This window comes from Lutibacter holmesii (genome assembly GCF_042679665.1).
GTDB lineage: Bacteria > Bacteroidota > Bacteroidia > Flavobacteriales > Flavobacteriaceae > Lutibacter > Lutibacter holmesii.
In genome coordinates this window covers 92,385-105,442 of the sequence record NZ_JBHTMV010000009.1, presented here as the reverse complement: position 1 = coordinate 105,442, position 13,058 = coordinate 92,385, and the positions used below count along the sequence as shown (strand labels likewise).

10 protein-coding genes are annotated in these 13,058 nt (G+C 30.2%); 3 read left to right on the top strand and 7 right to left on the bottom strand.

The features are described from left to right. Positions 1-38: 38 nt before the first annotated feature. A complete protein-coding gene (locus ACFQ5N_RS12945) occupies positions 39-716 on the bottom strand; it encodes a response regulator transcription factor (protein ID WP_386810075.1) in 678 nt (225 codons plus the stop codon). After that, complete coding sequence (locus tag ACFQ5N_RS12940) at positions 709-2,163, bottom strand: sensor histidine kinase (protein WP_386810073.1); 1,455 nt, start codon at positions 2,161-2,163, stop codon at positions 709-711. Before ACFQ5N_RS12940 ends, ACFQ5N_RS12945 begins: the two co-directional genes overlap by 8 nt. A gap of 123 nt (positions 2,164-2,286) precedes the next feature. Here ACFQ5N_RS12940 and ACFQ5N_RS12935 point away from each other — a divergent pair, with 123 nt between their 5' ends. Genes ACFQ5N_RS12935 through ACFQ5N_RS12925 form a run of 3 tightly spaced genes read left to right on the top strand, consistent with a single transcriptional unit; the run spans position 2,287 to position 6,412 of the window. After that, positions 2,287-3,159, top strand: a complete 873-nt coding sequence (locus ACFQ5N_RS12935; protein ID WP_386810071.1) for a GLPGLI family protein — start codon at positions 2,287-2,289, stop codon at positions 3,157-3,159. A gap of 50 nt (positions 3,160-3,209) precedes the next feature. Continuing rightward, positions 3,210-5,882: a carboxypeptidase-like regulatory domain-containing protein gene (locus ACFQ5N_RS12930; RefSeq protein ID WP_386810069.1), complete on the top strand. Its 2,673-nt coding sequence runs from the start codon at positions 3,210-3,212 to the stop codon at positions 5,880-5,882. Positions 5,883-5,896: 14 nt separating this feature from the next. Beyond that, a complete protein-coding gene (locus ACFQ5N_RS12925; RefSeq protein WP_386810067.1) occupies positions 5,897-6,412 on the top strand; it encodes a hypothetical protein in 516 nt (171 codons plus the stop codon). Here the strand turns inward: ACFQ5N_RS12925 and ACFQ5N_RS12920 are convergent. The 5 genes from ACFQ5N_RS12920 to galE form a co-directional block, all read right to left on the bottom strand. After that, the gene (locus ACFQ5N_RS12920) at positions 6,409-7,260 is read right to left on the bottom strand and encodes an ROK family protein (RefSeq protein WP_386810066.1); all 852 of its coding nucleotides are present in this window, start codon (positions 7,258-7,260) and stop codon (positions 6,409-6,411) included. The two genes, ACFQ5N_RS12925 and ACFQ5N_RS12920, sit on opposite strands and share 4 nt — an antisense overlap. A 4-nt stretch (positions 7,261-7,264) precedes the next feature. Beyond that, positions 7,265-8,512 (bottom strand): MFS transporter, encoded by a 1,248-nt coding sequence (locus tag ACFQ5N_RS12915; protein ID WP_386810064.1) that lies wholly within the window; start codon positions 8,510-8,512, stop codon positions 7,265-7,267. A gap of 10 nt (positions 8,513-8,522) precedes the next feature. Beyond that, positions 8,523-10,232 carry a glycoside hydrolase family 9 protein gene (locus ACFQ5N_RS12910; RefSeq protein ID WP_386810062.1) on the bottom strand — a complete coding sequence of 570 codons (1,710 nt, stop codon included), beginning with the start codon at positions 10,230-10,232 and terminating at the stop codon, positions 8,523-8,525. Positions 10,233-10,513: 281 nt separating this feature from the next. After that, positions 10,514-11,770, bottom strand: a complete 1,257-nt coding sequence (gene metK / locus ACFQ5N_RS12905; RefSeq protein WP_386810061.1) for a methionine adenosyltransferase — start codon at positions 11,768-11,770, stop codon at positions 10,514-10,516. Between the two features lie 280 nt (positions 11,771-12,050). After that, on the bottom strand, positions 12,051-13,058 hold the full coding sequence (galE, locus tag ACFQ5N_RS12900; RefSeq protein ID WP_386810059.1) for a UDP-glucose 4-epimerase GalE: 1,008 nt from the start codon (positions 13,056-13,058) through the stop codon (positions 12,051-12,053).

The window sequence follows — 13,058 nt, the reverse complement described above, 5'->3', positions numbered from 1 at the left end:
TTATTTTTTTTATGAATTAACAATATAATATTAACGTGTTAATAAATTAACTTGTAGCCAAATCCGCGAACGTTGATAATTTGAATAGAAGCATCTTCTTTTAGTTTCTTGCGAAGTTTTGTAATAAAAACATCCATACTTCTAGCATTAAAAAAATCGTCATCGCCCCATAATTTTTTTAAAATAAAAGACCGTTCTAAAACTTGATTTTTATTTTTTGATAAATGATATAGTAAATTTGCTTCTCTATGGGTAAGATTTTGGGTTGTGTTGTTAATTATTAAAGTTTGTTTTTTTAAGTTGAATGTGTAATTTCCAATTGGAATATTTTCTGTCAAAGGTTCTTTGTTGCGCTTTAAAAGTGCGTTTATTCTAACGATTAATTCTTCCATACTAAATGGTTTTTTTAAGTAATCGTTTCCACCTAAATTAAAGCCTTCAACAACATCTTCAGTTTGAGATTTTGCCGTTAAAAATATGATTGGAATACTGGTATCTTCTGTTCTAATTTCTTTAGCTAAGGTAAAACCATCTTTTTTAGGCATCATTACATCTAACACCAATAATTGTGGTTGTTCAGTTTTGTAAGTTTGATGCGCAATTTCGCCATTGGCACAAAGTAATACCTCAAAATTTCGAGTTTCTAAACTTTCTTTTATAATTTGACCTAAAGAAGGTTCGTCTTCTGCTAACAATATTTTGGTTGTTTTATGCATTTGGTAGCTCAATTTTAAATACGGTATGGTGGTTTTTATCGTAAGTTATTAGAATGCTTCCACCGTGTTTTTCAATAATACTTTTGGTATAATACAATCCAATTCCAAAACCTTTTACATTGTGTGTGTTCCCCGTTGGAATTCTGTAAAATTGCTTGAATACACTATCTTTTTCACTTTTAGGAATTCCCTTTCCATTGTCTTTAATTAAAATAGTAGTAGTATTTTTTTCTGAAACCATTTCAATAAAAATAGTCTTTCCACCGTATTTAATTGCATTGTCAATAATGTTTCCAATTGCATTTTCAAAATGAAATTTATCTAAATTAGCATCTAAAAATTCTTTATTTGTTTTAAAATTTAGCGTTTTTTCAGGTGCTATCATTTTGTATTTAGCAATCACACTTTCAAGTAAAAGCGCTAAATCTACTGGTTGTTTGGAAATTACTAGTGTTTCTTGGTTAAGAGCAGCTGTTTCAAGTATTTTTTCTACCATTTCATTCAATTTATTAACCTGTGTGTTGGCCATTGAAATATAGGTTTCAGATTTTTTTGGATCGTTTAAAGCGTTAAAGTTTTTTAGCGCTTCCAAGGCAATTGAAATAGTTGCAATTGGAGTTTTAAATTCGTGGGTAATATTATTTATTAAATCGTTTTTAACTTCAGCCAATTGCTTTTGTTTGTATATGGTTTTTAGCAAATACACTAAACTAGCAATAATACTTAATGAAAGTAGTAGCGAAAGTAATACACTAATAAAGGAAGCTTTTAGCAACGTTTTTGTTTCATTTGAGAAATGAATTTCTAATTTACTTCTATGTAAAAACGTAGATTTAGAGACGGCAATTAAGTGTTTTTTAGGAAGGTTATCAATATTAAAAGTTTTATAAATAACGCCGTCTTGTTTATTTCTAGAACGGTATTCATGTTGCAGTCCAAAGGTTACGTCAATATTGTTTCTTTCAAATTCAGTTGTTAAATAAGAATTTAATTTTTCTAAGTCTAACGTATCTTTTGAAATAGAAACAACTACTTTAGATATTAAACTATCTAAGTTTTTAGGAATATTTTTGTTAGCAGTAAAAAATGGATAGGATGTATTTCTTGAATTTTTAATAACTATTGGTTTTCCTAAGCTATCATTTTTTGCTAAATATTGAAGGGTGCTGTCTATTTTTTTTCTGAAATTACGTCTAGAGTTTGTACTTACAACTATGGTGTCAGTTTTACTTTCAGCATTTTTTGAATTAAAAGTAATAATTCCTGATTTTGTTAAATTAGCAAAATACGCTTCAACCGAATTGTCTAAGCTTAGTTGCACTTTACTAATTAAGTGTTGCTTATTAATTTGGTATTCACGGTAGTTCCAATATACTTGTACAGCAATGGTTGTAATAATTGTTATTCCAATAAAATAAACAACCCATTTGTAATTTTGCTTATTCATACTTCAAAGTTAAGTACATAAATTGGTTAATCCGAATGACTTAACAATCGTTAACACTAGTTAACAAAATTACTTGATTGTATCTTTTATATTTGTTCTGCTTAAACATAAAAACTAGTTAAAATGAAAAATTACCTTTTAAAAATAAGTACACTTATTTTATTATTATTTACAATCTCATTAAACGCACAAGATTTTCAAGGGAAAGCTACATACTTCTCAAAAACTACGTTAGATATTGATTTTTCAGCGTCAGGAATTCCTGCAGATAGAGTAAAAATGATGAAAGAACGTATGAAAAGTAATTTAGAAAAAACATATCAATTTACTTTTAATAAAACAGCTTCATTGTATAAACAAGAAGCGCAACTAAACCAAGCCAGCGGACCAGGTGGAGGTAGAGGAGGTATGCGTATGATGATGATGGGCGGTGGTGCTTCAGGTAATTATTATAAAAATATTCAAACAAAAAAATCTACAAAAGAAAATGAATTTAGTGGAAAGAATTTTTTGGTGAAAGATGATTTAGTTACCTACAACTGGCAAATGGAGCAAGAGACAAAAATGATTGGTAATTATTTATGTTTTAAAGCAACAACAACTATTGAAAGGCAAGCAAGACCTGAAATGAAATTTGGAAGAAGATCTCCTGAAGAAAGAGAAGCTGAAGAAAAGAAAGCAAAAGAGTTAGAAAATGTGATGGAAGTTATTACGGTTACTGCGTGGTACACACTTGATATTCCTGTAAGTAATGGACCTGGAGATTATTGGGGATTACCTGGTTTAATTTTAGAAGTTGATGCCGGAGAAACAAAAATTTTGTGTACTAAAATTGTGCTAAACCCTAAAGAGCAAGTAACTATTTCTGAACCTACTAAAGGAAAAGAAGTTACACAAAAAGAATATGATACTATTGTTGAAGAGAAAACAAAAGAAATGAGAGAGCGTTTTCAAAATGAGCGTCAAAAAAGCGGTAGAGGTGGTTTTAGAGGTTAGTTAACTACTATTTTCAGCAATTTATTTTACTCATCAATATTTACTTAAAAATGAAAAACAGTATAAGTTTGTTTCTTTTAATTGCACTTCCTTTTTTAGGGTTTTCTCAAAATATAAAGGTTGAAGGAACGGTAAAAGATTCACTTGGAAATCCGTTAGAAATGGCCAATGTGATTGCTTTTAAAAAAGGCACTCAATTCTTGCAATCATATTCAATTACAGATTCTAAAGGACATTATAAATTAAGTTTAGAGCAAGAACAAGAATATACATTTAGAGCAAGCTACTTAGGTTTTGATACCAAAAGTATTGATGTTTCTGTAGGAAACTCTGCTAAAGATATGATTAAAAATATTGTTTTATCAGAGTCTAAACAAACATTAGATGAGGTTGAAATTACTTATGAAATGCCAGTGAAAATATCTGGAGATACTATTTCATATAATTCAGATTCATTTACAAATGGTACTGAGAAAAAATTAGAAGATGTTTTAGATAAATTACCAGGAGTTGATATTGATGATAATGGTGAAGTTGAAGTTGAAGGAGTTAAAGTTCAAAAAGTTTTGGTTGAAGGAAAAGAGTTTTTTGATGGAGATTCAAAATTGGCAACTCAAAATATTCCTGCAAGTTCGGTTGATAAAATTCAAGTTTTAAAAAACTACAATGAAGTTGCTGGAATGCGAAGCGTAACCAACAATGAAGACAATATTGCTATTAATATTAAATTAAAAAAAGGAAAAAATAAATTTTGGTTTGGAGAAGTAAATGCTGGTGGAGGAGCGAGTGCTGATGATGGAAAATATTTAGCAAAACCAAAATTGTTTTATTACAGTCCAGATAAAAGTGTAAATATTTTAGCCGATTTTAATAATATAGGAGAAGCTCCGTTTACACGTCGCGACTATTTTAGATTTACGGGAGGTTTGCGAAGCTCAGCAAGTAATAATGGAACTAATTTTAATGTTGAATCTGATGGTTTAGGCTTTTTAACAACGCAAAATAATAGAGCACTAGAAATTACTTCTAATTTTGGAGCACTAAATTTTAGCTTAGCGCCTAAAGAAGGTTTAGATGTGAACGGATTTGCCATTGTAAACGATTCTGAAACCGAAATGTTTACCCAAGATCAAACTGTTTATAATGAAACTGGTTTGATTGATATTAGTGAATCATCGTCTACACAAGAAAGTCAATTGGCGTTATTAAAATTTAGTACTACCTATAAAAAAGGAGATGATTTGCATATAGATTATGATATTTTTGGAAAGCTTTCAAAACAATCTGAAATGAATGATGTTACTTCTACTCAGCGAAGTGCAGATACGTATAAAGAGGAAAAGCCGGCGTCAATAAATCAGAATTTAAATGTGTATTACACAATGAATGAAAAGAATATATTTTCAGCTGAGTTAGCGTATTTATACCAAAATGATACACCAATATTTAATTCTTTTGCTGATACGCAGCCGTTTGATTTTGTACCTACGGTGCCTGAAGATATTTATGATTTACTTCAAAATAAAAAATTAAGTACAAGTAAATTTGACGGACAAGTTTCTTATTATTACATATTAAATGCCAAAAGTAATATTAATTTTACTGTAGGTTCTACACTTAGTTCTCAAAAATTCACATCTAATATTACACAAAATTTAGAAGATGGTTCTTCTATTGAGTTTGATCAAGAGAATTTAAATAACGATGTTAAATTTAATTTTACCGATGTGTATTTAGCAGCGCGTTATAAAATGGTTTCGGGAATATTTACTTTTGATCCAGGAGTTATTTTACACCAATACACCATAAAAGATGATCAGTTAGGAACAACAAACACACGAAATTTAACTAAGCTGTTACCTGATGTTTACGCACGTTTACAGTTTAAATCTTCAGAAAGTTTACGTTTTAATTATTCAATTACATCAGAATTTTCTGATATTAATAAAGCCGCTGAAGGATATGTGTATTCTAATTATAGATCTATGTATCGTGGAAATAGAGATTTAGAAAACTCATTAAACCATAGTTACTCATTAAGCTATTTTAGTTTTAGCATGTTTTCATTTACAAACATAAATGCATCATTAAATTATACTAAAAAAGTAAATGGAATTAAAAATAGTACCGAGCAAATAGGTGTTGATAGAGTTTCTTATTCTATTAATTCTGCTTTTGCTGATGAAACATTTTCAGGTTCTTTTAGATACGGAAAAACGTATAGCAAGTTAAAAACAAATTTAAGAGCAAGTTTTAATAATGCTATATTTAATAATATAGTGAATGATGAAGAAATTAAATCAAAAAATTTCTCACACAGTTATCAAGCAAGTGTTGCAACAAAATTTAAGAATGCACCAAATTTTGAAGTAGGTTACAATTTATCATTTTCAAAATATGCAGAAACAGGAAGTACCACAAACCGACCTTTTGCCAATATGGAAATTTCTTTTTTAAAGAATTTTATTTTAACAGCTGATTATAGTTATTACAATTATAGAAATGATGAGCGTACCTACGAGAATGAGTATTCATTTTTAAATGCAAATTTATATTACCAACAAAAAGACAGTAAGTGGGAGTTTAAATTATCAGCAAATAATATAACAGATAATAAATCAATAAATACTGACAGTTATAATGAACTTTCTGATAGTAATTCCACATCTTTGTATTATATTCAACCAAGGTTATGGATGTTTTCAGTAAAATATAATTTATAAGAATAACGTAAAAAATGAAAAATAAAATGTCAACAAGTTTATTGTTTAGAGTAATTCACAGGTATTTAGGGTTCTTTTTAGCAGGAATAATGACTGTTTATGCATTAAGCGGTATTGTGCTAATTTTTAGAGATACAGATTTGTTTAAAGTTGAAAAGCAAATTGAGAAAAAGTTTGAACCAAATACTGAGATTGCTCAAATTGGTAAAAAATTGAGAATTAGAAATATTAAAATTACTAAGACAGAAGGAGATATTGTATATTTTAATAATGGGAAATACAATAAAAAAACCGGAAATTTAAAGTACACTTCTAATGACCTTCCTTTTATAATAGGGAAGTTTGCTCATTTACATAAAGCAAAATCAGGTGAACCGTTATTTTTCTTAAATGTATTCTTTGGCGTTTCTTTACTGTTTTTTGCAGTATCATCTTTTTTTATGTTCATACCAAAATCAAAGTATTTTAAAAAAGGGATGTATTACGCAATAGCAGGATTGGTTTTAACAATTATATTGTTGTTTGTTTAATATACCAAAGCTGCAGCTCCTAAAACGGCAATATTTGGAGTGTCAGAATAAATAATTTCAATATTTTGAAGTGTTTTTTTGTAGGCGAAATTTGAGAGGTGTTTTTTTAAACTCTCATCAAAGTAAGTGGCTGACTGCACAATAGAACCACCTATAATAATTTTTTCAGGATCTATTGCGTACAAAATTGTTTTAATAGCATTTGCAAGATGTTCTCCAAAAATTTCATATGATTTTAAGGCATCTATGTTTCCTTTTGCTGCTGCTATTGAATTTTCTTCACCGTTTACTTTTATAATGTTTTTAAAGAATTTTCCACTGCAATAATCTTCAATAACACCATTTTTATAAGGTATCATACCAAACTCTCCAGAGCCTCCATTGGCATCTCCCATTAATTTATTATTTGTAATTATACCAGCGCCCATTCCGGTACCTAAAGTTAATCCTACAAAATTTGAACAGTTTTTTCCTTCGCCAAAATAGTATTCACCCAAAGCAAAACAATTGGCATCATTGTCTATAAACACCGGAACATTAAATTCTTTATTTAAAATAGCTGCCAAATGAACTTCGTGCCAAGTAGGTATGTTTTGAACTTCGTGAATAATACCTTTTTCACGATCTAATATACTTGGAACACCAACACCAATTCCTGTGATTTTATGTGCTCCAATTACTTCTTTGGTAAGTTCAATAATTAAGTTAAGAACATCCCATTCATCTTTACAGTTTTTAGGCAGTTTTTGTTTTTTGCTACTTAATATTTTATTGTTTTGAACAAGTCCTATATTAACTTTTGTGCCTCCTAAATCTATTCCAATTATGTTGTTTTCTAAATTCTTCATAGTGCTATTTCTTTTTCAAACTAATTGTTTTATTTTTTATAATTGGTTTTGCCCAAATACTTAAACTAAAAATATAAGCTAAGGCTACAAATACAAATAACATTCCAATTTTTAAGGAAGTTAAGTCGCTTAAAAAACCAATTAGTAGTTGAACAACAGCACCACCCATAATTCCTGTCATTAGTATTCCTGCAAATGATCCGTGATGTTTACTTACAGAATTTAGAGCCAAAGAAATAATAATTGGATACATTACAGATAAAAAGAAACCGCTAGCTTGAAATGAATATAAACAAACTTCAGAAGTTCCAAATAAGGCCAATCCAAAGCTTATAATAGCGAAGCTTGTAAATATTCGTAAAACCAATTTACTGTCCATTAATTTTAGTAAAACCAGTCCTAATAGTCCACCAATAGTCATTAATCCCCAAAAGTTTCCTACCGCAATTGCACCAACAGTTTCAAAATCATAACCGTGATATACTTGTAAGAATTTAGACATCCAATATGAAATTCCTTGTTCAGCACCTACGTACGCGAAAATTCCGAAGAAATAAAGAATTACCAATTTATTTTTAAATAAATGAACAAAACTGTCTTTAGAACCAACTTTTTCGTCTTCATTTAATTCAACTTTAGGGAAAGCAATAAAAAGCACTAAAATTATCATAAGTAAGCTAGTAATTGCAAAAACCCAATAGATTGAAACCCAAGATAAATCTACCGGAACAACTTTTGAGAGTTGATTTATAAACCAACTTTTTGTACCTGAAGTTCTGTCGATATTTGTTACTAACCAAGAGTATACTTGCGGACTTACAAATGAAGCAGCTCCAAATATTAATTGCGCAACAACCGATGTTACTGCATAATTTTCTTCTCCACCAGCAACTCTTAACAAAGGATTCATTACAACTTGTAAAATGGCCATTCCTGTACCTATTGTAAATAAAGTAATTATAAAAGAGGTAAATGAAGGGTAATGTGCAAAAAGGAGAGAACCTAATAATGCTAATAAAAAAGCGAATAAAATTAATTTTTTCTCACCAAACTTTTCAACTAGAAAACCTGCTGGAATAGACATAACTCCGTAGGCAATAAAAAATGAAAAAGGTAAAAAACCAGCCATAGTTTCGCTTAAGCTAAAACTTTCTGAAACACTTGGGTTTAAGGCGCCTAAAATGTTTGTTAAAAAAGAAATAACAAAAAATGAGATAAAAATAAGTGCTACAATACTATAATTTCGTTTCATAAGTATAAGTTTAGTTTGATGAAGTTACTGCCAATAAAAACCAAGCTGAATGCGGCATCCATTGCTCAGACCAGCGCCATTTGTGAGACGGATCATTGTCTTGTGGTAATGGCATAAACGCAATATCATTTTCATTGGTAAACCCTGAAGTAATTCCATTGCAAACACCACCTTTAAAATTTAAGCTAACACCTTCCTTGTAATCTGGGTTGTTAAAACCTAAGCCGTCTACCATACAAATATCATAAGGGTTTAAGCCTAAAATCCAATTATTACAATTTGACGAGAATTTTAAAGTTGCTGCCTTTTGATTTTCGGTCATATATTTTGAAGTCATATTAAAAGCACTTACTAAAGAAGCTAAACGAGAATTTTCTCCTTGCCACCAATAACCAGTTTCATTATGATGAGGGATAAAGAAAGAAGCCTTTGCTTTTTCTTCGTTTGTTGCTTTTACATATTGCCTTGGATAACCAAAAGGGTTGTGTACACTATTTGTAATTTCAATTTCAAAATCAATTGATTTTTGAATGGTTTGTATTGTTTTTGCTCTTAAATTTTCATCTTCTTCAAAATCTAAATATCTTTTTAACGAAATTAAAGGTAGCCCTGATTCTACACCGTGAAAGAAAGGTCTACTACCATCGTCATTAGCGCTCCACCAACCTTTGTAATTATCATCTGATTTAATTCTTGAAGTTAATAGTTTGGCTCTATTTTGTGCATATGCTATATAGGATTCATTTTTGGTAGCTCCATATAACTCAGTAGCGGCAAGTAGTGCGCAATAATCATCAATTATATTTTCTTTACCATCATCAATATATTTCGTATTATTTTCAACTAAATGAGCAAAACCTTTTATTGCAGCGTTTAAATATACTTCAGAAGAAAAAGATCCTCCGTTGCTTTCAACGGCAGCTCTTGCAAGTGCAGCAATAGCAATTCCGCCACCTTCTCTAAATCCGGCTTTATATTCATCTGTTTTTTCACCATCTTGGCCTTCGTACGCACAAATTTCTCGTTTGGACGGTTCCCAGCTCCAATTAGCAAAAACATTCGTATAAAAATAACCTTCAGCATCTTGCATTCTTATTAAAAAATCTGCACCAAATATGGCTTCTTGCAACATTCTTTCTTTTAAGTTTTTGTTAATGGTATTATTATTTAGCTGATATTGATTGATAGCTTCTAATAAATTCCAAACAATTAAAGGTGTTTGCTGAGGGTTGAAATAATTAGAATAACATAAATGACTTAAGTATTTTCCTCTATCTCCAGAAGCATCATACCAGCCTCCTGATACATCAATTGTATCTTTTCTATCTCCAAAAAACGTCATTTTTTTATCTTTCTCATCAAACTCGTCTGTACAATGTTGAGATTCAATTCCTTCAATTAATAGTGATAAACTTTTATCAGATAAATTCTCTTCACTTATATTGAATTCTCGACTTTTTATGGTTTGTCCTTCTATTTCAGTAGTAATAAAATAAACTCCAGGGTTGATTAATTTTGAAAAATCACCGGCGTATGCTTTTCCTGTATGCCAATTATCAATGTTTCCGCCAGTTAAAAAATTACCTGTATAAACAACGTTATTGTTAGTGTTTAAAATATTAAATTGTTTAGGTGCTTTTTCACTGGTTGTTTGTAGAACAATGGTTTTAATTCCTTGGGTGTTATAACCTGTGTGATTGATTAAAATTGTTGATTTCATTTTATTAGTTTGGCAGCTAATTAGTAATAGCGTTAATAAAAATAAAGATAGATGGTTTGCGGTTTTCATAATTTCACTTTAATTAAAAAATAACATTAGTTTTAGCTTTATAAATTTAATTGTTTTTGAAGTGAAATATATTTTTTTTCGACGAACGACATCTTATTAAAGACTATTGCATCTTCTTTAAATGTAAAGGTAATTAACACAAGTTACTTAAAAATAAAACACCCATTAAAATTAAAATTTTAATGGGTGTTTTTATTGGTGAAAAAGTTATTTTATAACTTAAAAGCTTCTTTTACTTTGTCAACATAGTCTAGTTTTTCCCAAGTAAATAGTTCAATATCAATGGTTTTTTCAGTTCCATCAACATTTTTAAACGTTTTACTTACAACTTTATTTTCGCGTCCCATATGTCCGTAAGCGGCAGTTTCAGCATACATTGGTTGGCGTAATTTTAAGCGACTTTCAATAGCTGAAGGTTTCATATCAAATATAGTTGAAACAATTTCTGCAATTTCACCATCGGCTAAATCTACATTCGCAGAGCCATTTGTGTTTACATAAATTCCCATTGGTTCAACAACACCAATTGCGTAAGAAACTTGTATTAAAATTTCGTCAGCCACACCAGCAGCAACTAAATTTTTAGCAATATGACGTGTTGCATATGCTGCACTTCTATCTACTTTACTAGGGTCTTTTCCTGAAAAAGCTCCACCACCGTGAGCACCTTTTCCTCCGTAAGTGTCAACTATAATTTTTCTACCTGTTAAACCTGTATCACCGTGTGGCCCACCAATTACAAATTTACCTGTTGGGTTTACGTGATAAATAATATTGTCATTAAATAACGTTTGAATTTCTGCAGGTAATTTTGCTATTACTCTTGGAATTAAAATTGAAGTAATGTCACTTTTAATTTTTGCTAACATAGCTTCGTCAGATGGTCCAAAATCATCGTGCTGAGTTGATACAACAATGTCTTTTATTCTAAAAGGAACATTATCATCTGTATATTCAATAGTTACTTGACTTTTAGAGTCTGGACGTAAATATGTGATGTCGTTATTTTCTCTACGTAATTCAGCTAATTCTAGTAATATTCTATGACTTAGATCTAATGCTAATGGCATAAAATTCTCAGTTTCATTGGTTGCATAACCAAACATCATTCCTTGGTCACCAGCTCCTTGCTCTTCTTTAGTTTCACGATCTACACCTTGATTGATATCTTGAGATTGTTCGTGAATTGCTGAAAAAACTCCACAAGAATTTCCATCAAACATATATTCACTTTTGGTGTACCCAATTTTATTAATAACGTCTCTTGCAATTTTTTGAACATCTAAATAAGTTTTAGATCTTACTTCTCCAGCCAACACAACTTGTCCTGTTGTTACTAAAGTTTCACAAGCAATTTTTGAGTTTTCATCAAACGCTAAAAAATTATCTACTAAAGCATCTGAAATTTGATCAGCTACTTTGTCTGGATGTCCTTCTGAAACAGATTCGGACGTAAATAAATATGGCATATTCTTTAATTTTTATATTATTGAAGAAAATAAATGTTGATTGCAGCGGTCGCTAAAAGGAGTAAAGATTACTGCTTTAGCATTTTTTTACGAGGTTGCAATCAGTCAAATTCTTCCTCTTGAATTATTTAGCTGCAAAGCTAGGGAATTAATTAGTACTAAAATATATTTTAACTAAATTTTTTGATTTTGAAAATTTAGGCATAAAAAAAACCTAATAAGTGAGAAATACTTATTAGGTTTTAAGTGTTTGGTTGCTAACGTAAATTAGCCATTTGTTTTATAAAGTTTCTTGCCATTTCCAAGATGAAAGTAGGGCATCATCTAATGATAATTCGGTTTTCCAACCTAATTCATTATTTGCATAATTTGTATCTGCGTAAGCGGCAGTAACGTCACCTTCTCTACGAGCTACTAACTTATAGTTTACTTTTTTTCCGGTAACTTTTTCAAATGATTTGATAACTTCTAATACTGAGTTTCCTTGCCCAGTACCTAAATTAAATACTTCAAATTGAGCTTTGTTATTGTCTTCAATTAATCTTTTTAATGCTACAATATGAGCTTTAGCAATATCAACAACGTGAATATAATCTCTTACGGCTGTACCGTCTGGAGTATCATAATCACTTCCAAATACAGATAGCTCTTCACGTAATCCAGCTGCAGTTTGAACTACATACGGAATTAAGTTTTGAGGAACTCCAATTGGTAATTCTCCAATTTTTGAAGATTCATGTGAGCCAATTGGATTGAAATAACGTAATGCAATAGCTTTTAACTCGGTAATTTTTGTTGCGTCTTTAATTATTTCTTCACCAATTTGCTTGGTGTTTCCGTAAGGTGATTCAGCTGGTTTTACGGGCGCATCTTCTGTAATTGGTAATTTATCAGCTTGACCATAGACCGTGCAAGAAGAACTAAAAATAAAATTGTTTAGATTGTTTGCTTTCATTTCTTGTAAAATGTAAACTAAACTTGCAACATTATTTTCGTAATACTCTAATGGTTTTTGAACGCTTTCGCCTACAGCTTTATAAGCAGCAAAATGGATAGTTCCATCAACTTTATTTTTTGCAAAAAAGTCTTTAACAGCAGTCTTGTCTCTTAAATCAATATTAAAATAAGATGGTTTAACACCTGTTATTGATGTGATTCTGTCTAAAACTTCAATTTTGGAATTTGACAAGTTATCAATAATACAAACTTCAAACCCTTCGTTTTGTAGTTCAACAACTGTGTGTGAACCAATAAAACCTAATCCTCCTGTTACTAGTACTTTTTTCAT

Coding starts and splice junctions, on each gene's coding strand:
- ACFQ5N_RS12925 (WP_386810067.1), top strand. CDS start 5,897: ATGAAAAATAAAATGTCAACAAGTTTATTGTTTAGAGTAATTCACAGG.
- ACFQ5N_RS12930 (WP_386810069.1), top strand. CDS start 3,210: ATGAAAAACAGTATAAGTTTGTTTCTTTTAATTGCACTTCCTTTTTTA.
- ACFQ5N_RS12920 (WP_386810066.1), bottom strand. CDS start 7,260: ATGAAGAATTTAGAAAACAACATAATTGGAATAGATTTAGGAGGCACA.
- ACFQ5N_RS12935 (WP_386810071.1), top strand. CDS start 2,287: ATGAAAAATTACCTTTTAAAAATAAGTACACTTATTTTATTATTATTT.
- galE (WP_386810059.1), bottom strand. CDS start 13,058: ATGAAAAAAGTACTAGTAACAGGAGGATTAGGTTTTATTGGTTCACAC.
- metK (WP_386810061.1), bottom strand. CDS start 11,770: ATGCCATATTTATTTACGTCCGAATCTGTTTCAGAAGGACATCCAGAC.
- ACFQ5N_RS12910 (WP_386810062.1), bottom strand. CDS start 10,232: ATGAAATCAACAATTTTAATCAATCACACAGGTTATAACACCCAAGGA.
- ACFQ5N_RS12915 (WP_386810064.1), bottom strand. CDS start 8,512: ATGAAACGAAATTATAGTATTGTAGCACTTATTTTTATCTCATTTTTT.
- ACFQ5N_RS12945 (WP_386810075.1), bottom strand. CDS start 716: ATGCATAAAACAACCAAAATATTGTTAGCAGAAGACGAACCTTCTTTA.
- ACFQ5N_RS12940 (WP_386810073.1), bottom strand. CDS start 2,163: ATGAATAAGCAAAATTACAAATGGGTTGTTTATTTTATTGGAATAACA.